This is a genomic window from Thauera phenylacetica B4P, from assembly GCF_000310225.1.
Lineage (GTDB): Bacteria > Pseudomonadota > Gammaproteobacteria > Burkholderiales > Rhodocyclaceae > Thauera > Thauera phenylacetica.
On the sequence record NZ_AMXF01000038.1, the window covers coordinates 15,720 to 27,985 of the forward strand.

The 12,266-nt window shown below is 71.1% G+C and carries 10 protein-coding genes and 1 tRNA gene; 6 read left to right on the forward strand and 5 right to left on the reverse strand.

Going from position 1 to position 12,266, the window contains the following annotated elements:
• Window positions 1-124 precede the first annotated feature (124 nt).
• From C667_RS07645 to C667_RS07655, 3 genes are read left to right on the forward strand one after another with little or no spacing between them, the layout of a single operon-like run.
• Window positions 125-1,918, forward strand: coding sequence for a type I secretion system permease/ATPase (locus C667_RS07645; protein ID WP_004359854.1), 1,794 nt, complete (start codon window positions 125-127; stop codon window positions 1,916-1,918).
• A 59-nt stretch (window positions 1,919-1,977) separates the two neighbouring features.
• The gene (locus tag C667_RS07650; RefSeq protein WP_004359855.1) at window positions 1,978-3,327 is read left to right on the forward strand and encodes an HlyD family type I secretion periplasmic adaptor subunit; all 1,350 of its coding nucleotides are present in this window, start codon (window positions 1,978-1,980) and stop codon (window positions 3,325-3,327) included.
• Entirely contained in the window at window positions 3,324-4,676 is a 1,353-nt protein-coding gene (locus tag C667_RS07655; RefSeq protein WP_004359856.1) for a TolC family outer membrane protein, read from the forward strand. The genes C667_RS07650 and C667_RS07655 overlap by 4 nt, the downstream gene beginning before the upstream one ends.
• A 63-nt stretch (window positions 4,677-4,739) precedes the next feature.
• Here the strand turns inward: C667_RS07655 and C667_RS07660 are convergent.
• Together C667_RS07660 and rlmD are read right to left on the reverse strand one after the other, a co-directional pair.
• A tRNA-Ser gene (locus tag C667_RS07660) sits at window positions 4,740-4,829 on the reverse strand.
• 58 nt (window positions 4,830-4,887) lie between these two features.
• Complete coding sequence (gene rlmD / locus C667_RS07665; RefSeq protein WP_004359857.1) at window positions 4,888-6,213, reverse strand: 23S rRNA (uracil(1939)-C(5))-methyltransferase RlmD; 1,326 nt, start codon at window positions 6,211-6,213, stop codon at window positions 4,888-4,890.
• A gap of 243 nt (window positions 6,214-6,456) precedes the next feature.
• On the opposite strand from rlmD, the gene C667_RS07670 reads away from it, so the two are divergent.
• Window positions 6,457-6,915: a hypothetical protein gene (locus tag C667_RS07670; RefSeq protein WP_004359873.1), complete on the forward strand. Its 459-nt coding sequence runs from the start codon at window positions 6,457-6,459 to the stop codon at window positions 6,913-6,915.
• Window positions 6,916-7,051: 136 nt separating this feature from the next.
• On the opposite strand, the gene bamC is transcribed toward C667_RS07670, so the two are convergent.
• The 3 genes from bamC to C667_RS07685 all read right to left on the reverse strand — a co-directional run bounded on the left by bamC (window position 7,052) and on the right by C667_RS07685 (window position 10,171).
• Entirely contained in the window at window positions 7,052-8,197 is a 1,146-nt protein-coding gene (bamC, locus tag C667_RS07675; RefSeq protein ID WP_004359874.1) for an NlpB/DapX family lipoprotein, read from the reverse strand.
• 26 nt (window positions 8,198-8,223) lie between these two features.
• Complete coding sequence (gene dapA, locus C667_RS07680) at window positions 8,224-9,102, reverse strand: 4-hydroxy-tetrahydrodipicolinate synthase (protein WP_004359875.1); 879 nt, start codon at window positions 9,100-9,102, stop codon at window positions 8,224-8,226.
• A gap of 142 nt (window positions 9,103-9,244) precedes the next feature.
• A complete protein-coding gene (locus C667_RS07685) occupies window positions 9,245-10,171 on the reverse strand; it encodes a histone deacetylase family protein (RefSeq protein ID WP_039920984.1) in 927 nt (308 codons plus the stop codon).
• A gap of 154 nt (window positions 10,172-10,325) precedes the next feature.
• Here C667_RS07685 and C667_RS07690 point away from each other — a divergent pair, with 154 nt between their 5' ends.
• Both C667_RS07690 and C667_RS07695 read left to right on the forward strand, forming a co-directional pair.
• Complete coding sequence (locus C667_RS07690; RefSeq protein WP_004359877.1) at window positions 10,326-11,243, forward strand: AAA family ATPase; 918 nt, start codon at window positions 10,326-10,328, stop codon at window positions 11,241-11,243.
• Window positions 11,243-12,244 (forward strand): DUF58 domain-containing protein, encoded by a 1,002-nt coding sequence (locus C667_RS07695; RefSeq protein WP_004359878.1) that lies wholly within the window; start codon window positions 11,243-11,245, stop codon window positions 12,242-12,244. Before C667_RS07690 ends, C667_RS07695 begins: the two co-directional genes overlap by 1 nt.
• The last annotated feature ends 22 nt before the right edge of the window (window positions 12,245-12,266 follow it).

Below are 12,266 nucleotides of genomic sequence, written 5' to 3' on the forward strand. Positions count from 1 at the left end.
GGCTACGCTCGGGAAACCTTCCCGGCCGTAGCCTTGCGTGCGATTCTTCCACTTGCCCGTCGTCCCGGAACGGTGGGCAAGTCCTGGAACCAACCAGCCTTCGCGCACGGGGACGACGAATCCGATGACAAAGCAGACGTTCGGCCAGCCGGCCGGCGGCGAACTGAAGGAGGCCTTGCAGGCCCTCCGGAACGCCTTCACCACGGTGGGCGCCTTCAGCGGCTTCATCAACCTGATGATGCTCGCCCCGGCGCTCTACATGTTGCAGGTGTATGACCGCGTGCTCGGCTCGCGCAACGAGACCACGCTGGTGATGCTCACCGTGCTGGTGGTCGGCGCGCTGCTCTTCATGGCCGCGCTCGAGAGCGTGCGCGGCTGGATCCTGGTGCGCGTCGGCGCCCGCCTGGATGCGCAGCTCAATGGCCGCGTGTTCACCGCCGCCTTCGAGCGCAACCTCCAGCAGGCCGGCAGCAACACCGCACAACCGATCCACGACCTCAACGCCGTGCGCCAGACCCTCACCGGGTCGGCCCTGCTCGCGGCCTTCGACGCCCCCTGGCTGCCGATCTATCTCGTGGTGATCTTCATGATGTCGCCGCTGCTCGGCTGGTTCGCGCTCGCCGGCGCGATCGTGCTGCTCGTGCTCGCGGTGGCAAACGAGCGCATCTCCAAGCCACGCCTGGACGAGGCGCAGAAGTTCTCCATGCAGTCGCACCAGGCGCTCACCAGCCACCTGCGCAACAGCGAAGTCATCGAGGCGATGGGCATGCTGCCCGCCATCCGCAAGCGCTGGCACGCGCTGCACCGCCAGCAGATCCACGCCCAGGCGCTGGCGAGCGACCGCGCCGCGATGCTGAGCGGTGCGACCAAGTTCGTGCGCATCGCCATGCAATCGCTGATCCTCGGCTTCGGCGCACTGCTCGTGCTCGAGGACCAGATCACCGCCGGCATGATGATCGCGGCGTCCATCCTGCTCGGCCGCGCCTTCGCGCCGATCGAGCTCCTGGTCGGCAACTGGAAGCAGATCGTCTCCGGCCGTCAGGCCTACGCCCGCCTGCAGGAGCTGCTGCAGCGCCACCCCGCGCGCGGGACGGGCATGAGCCTGCCGCGGCCGCAGGGCCGCATCGCCGCCGAGGCCGTCTCGGCGATGCCCCCGGGAACGCGGCGCGTGGTGCTCAAGAACCTCGGCTTCACGATCGCGCCGGGCGAGGTGGTCGCGGTGGTCGGCCCCAGCGCCTCGGGCAAGTCCTCGCTCGCCCGCCTGCTCGTGGGCATCTGGGCTCCGGCGGCGGGGAGCCTGCGCCTGGACGGCGCCTCGATCTACGACTGGAACAAGGACGAGCTCGGCCCCGCGCTCGGCTACCTCCCGCAGGACATCGAACTCTTCGACGGCACTGTGGCGGAGAACATCGCCCGCTTCGGCGAGATCGACTCCGAGCGCGTGGTCGACGCCGCCCGCAAGGTCGGCATGCACGAGCACATCCTGCACCTGCCGCAAGGCTACGACACGCCACTCGGTGCGGAAGGCAGCAACCTGTCGGCCGGGCAGCGCCAGCGCATCGGCCTGGCGCGTGCGCTCTACGGCGACCCGGCCCTCATCGTGCTCGACGAGCCCAACTCCAACCTCGACGAGGCGGGCGAGAAGGCGCTGCTCGAAGCCCTGCTCGGCCTCAAGGCGCGCGGCGCCACGGTGGTGATCGTCACCCACCGGATGTCGACCCTGGCCGCCGCCGACAAGGTGATGGTGCTGACGGACGGCACCCTCGCCGCCTTCGGCCCGCGCGACGAGGTGTTCAAGCCCGCCCCGGCGGCAACGACCGCCCCCGCCACACCCAACGCCGCGCCCGCCAATCGGCGCGTGGCGAACGTGGTTCCCGGCGCCCCGGTCCTCGCACCCGGCGCCGCACCCGGCCGCTGAGCCCCGGCCACCGAGCCCGTCCAGCCACCCAGCCACCGCACCGATACCGGAATCCCCCGATGCCCCCTTCCTCTCCCGATTCCAGCGCGCCGCCCGGCGGACAATCCGGCGCCGCGGCGCACACCGAGCTCAGCGACTCGCGCGCGCGCCGCTGGGGCTGGCTCCTGGTGGTCGCCGGCTTCGGCGGCTTCATGGCCTGGGCGACACTCGCCCCGCTCGACTCCGGCGTCGCCGCTCCCGGCACCGTGGTGGTCTCCGGCAACCGCAAGGCCGTCCAACCGCTGGTCGGGGGCAAGATCGCCGAGCTGGCGGTGCGCGACGGCGACGCGGTGCGTGCCGGCCAGATCCTCGTGCGGCTCGACGACACCCAGGCGCGCTCGCAGCTCGATGTCGCGCGCGGGCAGTGGTTCACCGCGAGCGCGGTCGAGACCCGCCTGGTCGCAGAACGCCTCGGCCACACGCAGATCGAGTTTCCTGCAGCGCTCGCCAACGCCCACGCCGACCCACGCGCCAGCGCCGCGATGGCGCTGCAGCGCGAACTCTTCGCCACCCGCAACCGTGCACTCGCGAGCGAACTCGCCATCCTGGAGGAGAGCATCCTCGGCCTCGAGGCGCAGCTGCGCGGAGTGGAAGCCTCCTCGCGCGCGCGCCGCACCCAGGTCGGACTGCTGCGCGACGAGATCGCACGCCAGCGCGAGCTCGTCGACGAAGGCTTCTATCCGCGCAACCGCCTCTCCGAGCAGGAGCGCGGCCTCGCCGCGCTCAACGCCGCGATCGCCGAGGACGCGGGCAACAGCGGCCGCATCCGCCAGCAGATCGCGGAGACCCGCTCGCGCATGGTCGCGCGCGAGAACCAGCAACGCCAGGAGGTGGAATCCCAGCTCACCGAGGTCCAGCGCGATGCGGGTGCCCTCCTCAGCCGCATCGAGGCGCTCGAGTTCGACCTGCGCAACACCGAGATCGCCTCCCCGGCCGACGGCCTCGTCGTCGGCCTCGCGGTCCATACCGTGGGCGGAGTGGTCGGCGTCGGCAACCCGCTGATGGAGATCGTGCCGGCCGATGAGCCGCTCAAGATCGACGCGCAGATCCCGCCCCACCTGATCGACCACGTGCGCGCCGGGCTGGAGGTGGACATCCTCTTCCCGGCCTTCAACCGCGCCACCACGCCCAACGTGGCCGGACGCGTGCTGCAGGTCTCGGCCGACGTGCTGGTCGAGCCCCAACAGGGCATCCAATACTTCAAGGCGGTGATCGAGGTGACCGCCGAGGGCATGCACAAGCTGCGCCAGTACGAGATCCGCCCGGGCATGCCGGCCGAGATCTTCGTGCGCACCGGCGAGCGTACCCTCCTCAACTACCTCGTCAAGCCGCTCACCGACCGGCTCCAGGGCGCCCTGACCGAACCATGATGCGCATCGACCCCCGTCCCCTCGCCTTGGCGCTAGCGCTCGCCCTCGCACCGGCGCCCGCGTTCGCCGCCGGCGCCTTCGCCACCGCCTTCGACGCCGCGCGCGCCAACGACGCCGCCTACCGTGCGGCCCGCCATGAGCTCGAGGCCGGCGAGGAGCTCGTGCCGATCGCCCGCGCCGGCCTGCTGCCCACGGTCACCGCGAGCTACTCGGAGTCCCGCGTGCGCGGCGAGCGCGAGTACGCCCCCCCGCGCCCCAAGGACGATCTCGACTACCGCAACCCGGTCGCCGCGCTGCAGCTGCGCACACCGCTGTTCAACCTCGAGGCGTACAGCCGCTATGCCGCCGCCCAGGCGCAGACCGAAGGCGCGCGCGCGCGTTTCGCTGCCGGCGGCCGCGAACTGCTCGACCGCCTCGGCCTCGCCTACGTGCAGCGCCTGTTCGCCGAGGAGACGCGCGCCCTCGCACGCGTTCAGGTCGAAGCGCTCGACACCCAGACGCAGATCGCCCGCCGCCGCCTGACCGCCGGCGAAGGTACGCGGACCGAGCTCGCCGACGCCACCGCCAGCCTCGCCAGCGCCCGCGCCGAACTGATCGCCGCCGAGGACCAGCGCGAACTCGCGCAGCGTGCACTGGTCCGCATCACCGGGAGCGACGAACTCGCCCTGCGCACCTTGGCTGCGGACGCCTCGCCCCTGCTCCCGAACGCCCGCGCACTACCCGAATGGATCGCGCTCGCGCGCGCGAACAACCCGGCCATCACCACGCGGCAGCGCGAGATCGACGCGCTGCAGCACGAGATCCGCCGCAACCGCGCAGGCCACTATCCGCGCGTGGATCTTGTCGCCAGCGCGGTGAACGCCGAGAACGAATCGATCAGCACCCTCGACCAGGAGACGCGCCAGTACAGCATCGGGGTGCAGGTGAACATCCCCATCTATGCCGGCGGCGGCGTCGATGCCTCGGTGCGGCGGGCCGCCGCCGAGCTCGCGCGCGCCCAGGCTCGCCTCGAGGACGACCTGCAAAGCCTCCAGCTCGACATCGAACGCCAGTTCCGCACCATCGAAAGCGGTCGGGCAAGGCTGGCCGCTCTCGACGACGCCGTCGCATCGAGCGAACTCGCCCTGCAGGGCGCACGCCGCGGCCAGAACGCGGGCGTGTTCAGCTCGGCGGACGTGCTCGACGCCCTGCGCCGCCACCACACCGCCCGCCGCGACGCCGCGCAGGCGCGCCACGAATTGCTGGTCGCGCGCATCCGCCTGCAGGCGCTCGCGGGAATCGCCGAGGAAGAGATCGTCGCCGACGTCGATCGCCTGCTGACCGCGGAGCTGACGAAGGACAGGCCCTGAAGACAGGACGGGGATTCGGGAAACGCGCCCAGGGTCGGCGCATCGAGGATTCGCGCCCGGGGGTGGCGGAGGCGGTGAGATTCGAACTCACGAGGGGCGTAAACCCCTGACGGTTTTCAAGACCGTTGCATTCGACCGCTCTGCCACGCCTCCGCAAGGACGCGAAGTATACCACCGCGACGCACCCGCATCGGAGGGCGATCGCCCGCGATCACGCCTGCCCGGTGCGCCCCTCGGGCTCGCGCTCGAAGAGCGCGACCGACTCGACGTGCGAGGTCTGCGGGAACATGTTGGCGATGCCCGCCGCGGCGAGGCGGTAGCCTTTCTCGTGCACCAGCACCGCGGCGTCGCGCGCCAGCGTCGCCGGGTTGCACGACACATACACGATGCGCGACGGCGCGCGCGAGGGGTCGATCGCCTTCACCACCGCGATCGCGCCCTCGCGCGGCGGATCGATCAGCAGCTTGTCCAGCCGGCCGAGCGCGGCGAGGCTGTCCTCGGTGGTCTCGAACAGGTTGGCGGCGTGGAATTCGCAGCGCCCGGCGAGCCCGTTGCGCGCCGCGTTGGCATGGGCGCGCTCGACCAGGACCTCGCTGCCCTCGACCCCCACCACCTCGGCGCCGAGGCGCGCGATCGGCAGGCTGAAGTTGCCCAGCCCGCAGAACAGGTCGGCAATGCGCTCGCCCGGCTGCGGGTCCAGCAGCTGCATCGAGCGCCGAATCAGCAGGCGATTGATGTCCACATTCACCTGGGTGAAGTCGGTCGGCCGAAAATCCAGGCGCAGGCCGAACTCGGGCAGCGTGTAGAACGGCGCCTGCGCGTCTGCCGGGTGCAGCGGCCGCGCCGAATCCGGGCCGGCGGGCTGGATCCAGGCCTGGATGCCCTCGGCGTCGGCGAAGGCGGCGAGCTGCTCCTCGTCGGCGGCAGAGAACGGCAGCAGGTTACGGAACACGAACACGGTGCTGCCCTCGCCGACCGCGATCTCGACCTGGGGCAGGCGATCCGCGATCGACAGCCCGGCCAGCAGCGCGCGCAGGCGCGGCAGCAGCGCAGAGATCGCAGGAGGCAGCACCAGGCAGGTGTGCATATCGACGAGGTAGCTCGAGCGGCGCTCGTGGAAGCCCACGCGCAGCCCGCCCTTGCTCCGCACCATGCGCACGCCCAGGCGCGCGCGGTAACGATAACCCCAGGCGGGGCCGTGGATCGCCGCCAGGATCCGCCCGGCGCGCAGCTTGCCGATGTGGCGCAGCGCGTCCTCGAGGATGCGCTGCTTCACCGCGGCCTGCGCATCCGCATCCAGATGTTGCATGGAGCAGCCTCCGCACACGCCGTAATGCGGGCAGCGCGGCGCCACGCGCTGGGCGCTCGGGCGCAGCACGCGCACGGTCTCGCCCTGCTCGTAACTCGGTTTGGCCCGCCGCACCACATATTCGACGCGCTCGCCCGGCAGGGCGCCCTCGATGAACACCGCCTTGCCATCGACGCGGGTCACGCCGCGGCCTTCGTGGTCCAGGGAATCGATCTTGGCTGTCGGCATGGGCGTCGGGAGAGGGTCTGAAAGCGCGCGATTCTACCGCGCCACGCCCCGGCAGGCGCCCGCTTCCGGCAATCTCTCCTTACCTTTCCGGCACACGACTGCACCGGAACGACATCCGGACGACATGAACCCGCATGCTAGAATTCTTTTGCATTGCGGCATTCGGCGTGATCACCGGGAGAGCCCGGCGACCCGCGATAACAGGCCGCACGCACCCAACCCCCAGAACAAGGAAGACAGACCATGAAGCATTCCATCCTCGCCGTCGCCCTCGTCGCCCTCGCCGTGTCCGCCTGCGGCAAGAAGGAAGAGCCGGTCGCGGTCCAGCCGGCGCCCTCGGCACAGGAACAGATGAAGGAATCGGCCGCTCAGGCCGTGGAAGCAGCCAAGGAAAGCGCGAAGGCTGCGGGTGACGCAGCCGCTGCCGGTGCGCAGGCCGTCAAGCAGGAGGCCGCCGCCGCGGTCGAGGCGACCAAGGAAGCCGCCAGCACCGCGGCAGACAAGGCTGCCGCCGCTGCCGATGCCGCCGCGCAGAAGGCGGACGCCGTCGCCGACGCTGCGGCGGAGAAGGCCGGCGCCGCCGTCGAGGCGGTAAAGGACGCCGCCGCCGAAGCCAAGGCCGACACCGTCGATGCTGCGGCCGAAGCCAAGGCCGCCGCCGAAGCGGCGGTCGGCGCCGCCAAGGAATCGGCTGCGAAGTAAGGGAAGGGCCCGCGCGTGGGCCCAGACGAAAAAAGCCGGCTTCAAGCCGGCTTTTTTCATGGTGCGAGCACTTCGGCGAAGACCACCTCCGCAGCCCGGGGGACGCGGCCTCGTGGAGGCCCGTCCCTCGTGTCGCTCAGCGCAGCTGCTCCTGCAACAGGCCGAGCATGCGGCGCGCGGTGTCGGAGCTGTCCAGTCCGCCCTCGCGGGTGAGCACGCTGACCCTCGAAGCATCGCCCTGGCCTTGCACGCGCAGGCGATATTCGCTGCCGCCGGCGGCCGGCTTGTCGTCGCTACGCCAGAACGCGAGGCTGGACAGGAAGCCCTTCTCCGAGCTGCGGTTGTCGGCATCCGGGTCGACATAGCGCACGAAGTACAGGCCCTGGGCACGGTCGCGGTCCTCCACCGTGAAGCCGATGCGATCGAGCGCCAGGCCGACACGACGCCAGGCGCGGTCGAAGGCCTCGTCCATCACCAACATCACCTGGCCGTCGGCGGCGGAGGCGATGCGCGCCCGCTCCGAAGCCTGCTGCGGCGTGGCGATCGCGGCCTCGGCGCGCGCCTCCTCGGCCCCCAGGCGGACCATCAGGCGGCGCAGCATCTCGGCCTCGAGCTCGGGGTCGGCCGGGCGCGGCTGCCAGATCGTCGAGTCCTTGGCCTCGGTGGGGTAGATCTCCATCATGCCGCGGTGCGAGACATACACCTCGACGGTCCCTGCCTCCTTGCCCTGCTCGAGGCGGGTGCGGAACTTGTCGCGCTCGGGGGTCGAGAACAGGCCGTCGAGCACCTTGCCGATGGTCGAGCGCACGAAGTCCTGCGGGATCTTGGCGCGATCCTCGGCCCAGTCGGTCTCCATGACGCCGATCTCGGGGCTGTCGATGTCGAGGATGAAGCCGAGCTCCAGCCAGAAATCCTTGATCTGCGGCCACAGTTCCTCGGGCGTGCCACCCACCACCAGCCAGCGCTGGCTGCCCGCACGCTCGATGCGCATGGTGTCGGACTTGGCGAGCACCGCAGGGCCGCTGGAGGCCTGCGCGGGCTGGCCGGCACGGTCGGCCGTGTAGGCGGAGTAGGTGGCGATGCCACGCGGGGCGACATCGGGCACGGCGAAGCGGTCGTCGCGCTGCGGCGCGGTGAGGTCGGGCGGGATCTCGAGCGGACGCTCGATCTGCTTCGCGCTCTTGTAGTCGATGCGCTTGGATTCGAGCAGCGATCCCGAACAACCGCCGAGCGCGATCGAGAGCGCGAGCAGGGACAGGGAGGTGCGCTTGGAGCGGATCATGGAAGTCCTGGGCAGAGAGGTTCGGATCAGGCCTGGATGCCGGCCTTGCGCATCGCCGCGCGCACGCGCTCGTGATGGGCTGCGGACAGCGGGGTGAGGGGCAGGCGGAGGCCGTCGCCGATCAACCCCATGCGCGCCACCGCCCACTTCACCGGGATCGGGTTGGCCTCGCAGAAGAGGTCGCGATGCAGGCCGGTGAGCGTGGCGTTGGTCTCGCGCAGCGTGCGCATGTCGCCCGCGGCGGCAGCCGCGCACAGCGCATGCATCGCACGCGGCGCGACGTTGGCGGTCACCGAGATGACGCCATGGCCGCCGAGCATCAGGAAGGCGGCGGACGTCATGTCGTCGCCGCTGTAGAGCGCGAAATCCGCCGGCGCGCGCTCGATGAGGTCGCAGGCGCGGTCGAGGTTGCCGGTGGCGTCCTTGAGGCCGACGATGTTGGGCACCTCGGCGAGGCGCAGCACGGTGTCGTTGGCGAGGTCGGCGACGGTGCGACCAGGCACGTTGTAGAGGATCAGCGGCAGCTCGACCGCCTCGGCGATGGTGCGGAAGTGGCGGTAAAGGCCTTCCTGGGTGGGCCGGTTGTAGTAAGGCACCACCGAGAGGTGTGCGTTCGCGCCGGCCTGCGCGGCGAAGCGGGCGAGCTCCACCGCCTCTGCGGTGGAGTTGGCGCCGGTCCCGGCGATCACCGGGACACGGCCCGCGCAATGCTCGACGGCCACGCGGATCAGCTCGCAGTGCTCGCTCACGGTGACCGTGGGCGACTCGCCGGTCGTGCCGACGATCACGATGCCGTCGGTACCTTCGGCGATGTGCCAGTCGATGAGGCTGCGAAGGCGGGGGAAGTCCAGGCTGCCGTCGTCGTGCATGGGCGTGACGATGGCGACAAGCGATCCGGTAATCATGGCGTCCGACAGTGAATTAAAGCTGGGATTCTAACCGATCGCCGCGCGCGGTCGAGCCCGCCGCTGTTACAGGACGCGGCCGGCAGCCCCTTGGAGCGGGCGTGCCGGCCGGCACCAGCGAAGGCGGCGCGGGGAGCGGGGCTCAGAGATCGGCCAGGGTCTTGATGTGGGCCACCACCGAACGCGCCAGCGAGGACAGCGAGTACCCGCCCTCCAGCACCGACACGATGCGCTTGTGGCCACAGGCCTCGGCGACGCCCTTGATCTGCTGCGTCGCCCAGATGTAGTCGGCCTCGAGCAGGCCGAGCGAGCCCATGTCGTCCTCGTAGTGCGCATCGAACCCGGCGGAGATGAAGATCATCTGCGGGTTGTGGCTGCGCAGCGCGGGCACGACGATGTCGCCGAACACCTGGCGGAAGGCGTCGCCGCGCGTACCCGCGGGCAGCGGGACGTTGCACATGTGCGCCGGCGGGTTCTCGGTGCCGCAGTACGGGTAGAAGGGATGCTGGAAGATCCCTGCCATCATCACCCGCGGGTCGTTGCGGAAGATGTCCTCGGTGCCGTTGCCGTGATGGACGTCGAAGTCGACCACCGCGACACGCTCCAGCCCGTGCGCCTCGAGCGCATGACGCGCGGCGATGGCGACGTTGTTCATGAAGCAGAACCCCATCGCCTTGGCGCGCTCGGCATGGTGGCCTGGCGGGCGCACCGCGCAGAACGCGTTCTCGATCTCGCCCTTCATCACCAGGTCGGTGGCGTACACCCCCGCGCCCGCCGAGCGCAGCGCCGCCTTCATGGTGCCCGGGCTCATCGCCGTGTCGGGGTCGAGGTGGCGGATGCCGTGCTCCGGAACGCTATCGAGCAGGTTGTCGAGATGCTCGGCCGGATGCACGCGCAGGATCTGCTCGCGCTCGGCCAGCGGCGCATCGAAGAAGGACACGTACATGTCGAGGCCCGAGGCGATCAGGCGATCATTGATCGCCGACAGCCGGTCGGGACACTCGGGATGCATCGTGCCCATGTCGTGCAGCCAGCAGTCACGGTGAGTAATGAATGCTGTCGTGGTCATACCCCTCCCTCTCGCCTCGCGGACGACGGAAACGGGGCGACACGCACCCCCTCCCGACTCTGGCGGCCGCCGACCGTGTTGCGTCCGATCGTCGGGCCGCTTGCCTTTGTCGTCTATTATCACCGCTTCCAGGCCAATTTCACAGTGCGCCACGATGCCCCTGCACCATGCGAATCGTCTGCTCGAGGCCGCCTCGAGGATCATCCTCGGAAAGGAGCGCGAGCTGCGCCTCGCGCTCGCCTGCCTGATCGCGCGCGGCCACCTTTTGATCGAGGACGTGCCCGGGGTCGGCAAGACCACGCTCGCGCACGCGCTCGCCCGCCTGATGGGGCTGCAGTTCCAGCGCATCCAGTTCACCAGCGACCTGCTGCCCGCGGACATCCTCGGCGTATCGATCTTCGACCGCGACACCGCGGCCTTCCGCTTCCACCCCGGGCCGGTGTTCGCCCAGCTCATCCTCGCCGACGAGATCAACCGCGCCACGCCCAAGACGCAGAGCGCGCTGCTCGAGGCCATGGAGGAGCGCCAGGTCACCGCCGACGGCCAGACCTGCGCGCTGCCCGAACCCTTCTTCGTGATCGCCACGCAGAACCCCGCCCACCAGATCGGCACCTTTCCGCTGCCCGAGAGCCAGCTCGACCGCTTCCTGCTGCGCATCCGCCTCGGCTACCCGGACCCGCAGGCCGAGCGCGCGCTGCTGATGGGCGAGGACCGGCGCGGCCTGCTCGAGCGCCAGCCGGCGGTGATCGGCCCGGCCGAACTCATCGAGATGCAGCAGGCGGCACAGGGCCTGCATGTCGCCGAGGCGCTCGTCGCCTATGTCCAGGCCCTGCTCGCCGCCACCCGCAACAGCGCGGAGCTCGCAGGCGGACTGAGCCCGCGCGCCGGCCTCGGCCTGCTCGCCGCGGCGCGCGCCTGGGCGCTGCTCGATGGCCGCGACCACGTCCTGCCGGAGGACGTGCAGACCCTGTTCCCGCACGTCGGCGCGCACCGCCTGCATCTCGCCGGCGATGGCCGCCCGGCGCCGCCGGCGACGCTGGTCCGGCTGCTGCAGGCGGTCGCCGTGGGCTGATGGCGAGCCTCGTCACCTCGTTCGCCGCAGACCTGCGCCGGACGGCCGACCGCTGGCTGTTCCGCATCGGCGCACCCGAACCGGGGCCGATCCGCCTTGGCCAGCGCCGCATCTACGTGCTGCCGAGCGCCGCGGGCATCGGCTTCGCCGTCGCGCTGCTGGTGATGCTGCTGGCCGCGATCAACTACAACCTGAGCCTGGGCTACGCGCTCGTGTTCACACTCGGCGGCAGCGCCGCAGCGAGCATGCTGCATGCCTTCCGCAACCTGTACGGCCTGTCGATCCGCCCCGGGCGCTGTGCGCCGGTGTTCGCCGGCGACACGGCCGTGTTCCACCTCCTCATCGACAACCCCGCCCCCCGACGACGCCCCGCCTTGCGCCTGGGCGCGCACGGACACTGGAGCGCCTTCGAGCTCCCCGCCGCACAGGAGACCGCCGCCGCCCTCGCCTGCCCCGCGCCGCGGCGCGGCCGCCTCGCGCTCGGACGCAGCGTGCTGGAGACGCGCTGGCCGCTCGGCCTCATCCGGGCCTGGAGCGTGTTCGTGCCCGACGCCGAGTGCCTGGTGCTGCCCGCCCCCGAACCGGATCCGCCCCCCCTACCCCTCGATGCGGGTGGCGATGCCCACGGCGGCCGGCGCACGCGCGAGGGCGACGACGACTTCGCCGGCCTGCGCGCGCACCGCAGCGCCGACTCGCCGCGCCACGTGGCGTGGAAGGTGCTCGCGCGCGGCGGGCCGATGCTGACCAAGGAGTTCGCCTCCGGGCGGGGACGCGAGCTCCTGCTCGACTGGGAGCGCCTTCCACCCGGACTCGACGACGAACGCCGGCTGTCGCGGCTCGTCGCCTGGGTGCTCGCGGCCGAGCGCGAAGGCCTGCGCTACGCGCTCGTGCTGCCCGGCGTCCGCGTGCCGGCGGCGAACGGCGGCGCCCATCACGCACGCTGCCTGCGCCTGCTCGCACTGCATGGACTTGCGGACGCGGCGATGGAGGACGAAGCGTGAGCGCGGAGCGCCCGCCGCGCCT

Bases quoted from the DNA above. Each gene is read 5' to 3' on its own strand.
- C667_RS07690 (WP_004359877.1), top strand. From the start codon at position 10,326: ATGCCCCTGCACCATGCGAATCGTCTGCTCGAGGCCGCCTCGAGGATC.
- C667_RS07645 (WP_004359854.1), top strand. From the start codon at position 125: ATGACAAAGCAGACGTTCGGCCAGCCGGCCGGCGGCGAACTGAAGGAG.
- C667_RS07685 (WP_039920984.1), bottom strand. From the start codon at position 10,171: ATGACCACGACAGCATTCATTACTCACCGTGACTGCTGGCTGCACGAC.
- C667_RS07655 (WP_004359856.1), top strand. From the start codon at position 3,324: ATGATGCGCATCGACCCCCGTCCCCTCGCCTTGGCGCTAGCGCTCGCC.
- dapA (WP_004359875.1), bottom strand. From the start codon at position 9,102: ATGATTACCGGATCGCTTGTCGCCATCGTCACGCCCATGCACGACGAC.
- C667_RS07670 (WP_004359873.1), top strand. From the start codon at position 6,457: ATGAAGCATTCCATCCTCGCCGTCGCCCTCGTCGCCCTCGCCGTGTCC.
- rlmD (WP_004359857.1), bottom strand. From the start codon at position 6,213: ATGCCGACAGCCAAGATCGATTCCCTGGACCACGAAGGCCGCGGCGTG.
- C667_RS07650 (WP_004359855.1), top strand. From the start codon at position 1,978: ATGCCCCCTTCCTCTCCCGATTCCAGCGCGCCGCCCGGCGGACAATCC.
- C667_RS07695 (WP_004359878.1), top strand. From the start codon at position 11,243: ATGGCGAGCCTCGTCACCTCGTTCGCCGCAGACCTGCGCCGGACGGCC.
- bamC (WP_004359874.1), bottom strand. From the start codon at position 8,197: ATGATCCGCTCCAAGCGCACCTCCCTGTCCCTGCTCGCGCTCTCGATC.